A 1032-nucleotide genomic window follows, 5' to 3' on the forward strand; every position below is an offset into this window, starting at 1 on the left:
CAGGCGGAACTCGACCGCCCATTTCGGAGATGACGATGTTCATTGATGAGCACCATCGGGAATATAGGGTCGAGCCGATCTGCAGAATGCTGCAGGTCTCCCCATCGGCCTACTACGAACGGTTGTGGAAACGATGCGACCCGCAGCGCCGGTTCACACGCGAACGGCGGGATGAAGTTCTCAAGCCCGAAATCCTTCATGTCTTCAATAGGCATTTCAGTGTCTATGATGTTCGAAAAGTCTGATCGCAGCTGCATCGCGAGGATGTTTCGGTTGTCCGGTGCACAGTTGCGCGCCTGGTGCGTGACCTGGGCCTGCAGGGCGTCATTTGCAGAAAACCGAAACATACAACGATCAGCGACAGAAGTACGCCATGCCCGCTCGACAAAGTAAACCGGCAGCATGTTGACTGGTGCAATACCTTCCTGCCAAAACAAGTTCTAACTTTCCAGAATACATCAATACCTAATCTGCCACTAAAAGATAAAAGTATTGATTTAATAAGTGCTTTTCTGTTTTTACCCACATTGAAACTTTTGATACGGCGTGGCCAATGGAACTGCGTCGTATTCTTAATACCAGGTGCACTGCGTGGCTTACCATACACGGTGACAGGACATGGAACCAGATTACGCCAGATTGGCCTTTGTATAGTGCATTAACAACTCACCCCGATTATGAAAAATATTATAATAAAAATATTATTACAGAAAATATAATGGTTTTCATCTTGTAATCTGATACTTTATATAGTGTAAAATTTTTTATAGTTATGAATATATAAAAAATCATTGGGGAAGAATACTGGAAATTGATGATATTTTCCCAGCTACACCGATTTTACAGGATGTTATTGTATTAACAAAAAGGTAATATTTATTTAAAATATAAAATAATTACCGGGACCTGTCAGATATTTAATAATAGAACGGACTGCATATCTGTTTATGATGAGCATGATGCAGTCTGTCTTTTCTGATACCACATGGTCCGTATGGGAGCCTTTGATCGAGGAAGTCCGTCCGAAGGGGA

1 protein-coding gene and 1 other annotated feature are annotated in these 1032 nt (G+C 42.7%); the gene reads right to left on the reverse strand.

Annotated features, from left to right (window positions below; genetic code table 11):
* Positions 1-104: a sequence feature (AL1L pseudoknot), on the forward strand. This feature is flagged as partial in the annotation.
* On the reverse strand, positions 1-437 hold a 437-nt coding region (locus AC1RQ9_RS19015; protein WP_485988149.1), incomplete at its 3' end, for a hypothetical protein. (Overlaps the previous feature by 104 nt.)
* Between the last annotated feature and the right edge of the window lie 595 nt (positions 438-1032).

This window comes from Komagataeibacter ossonobensis, assembly GCF_057359305.1.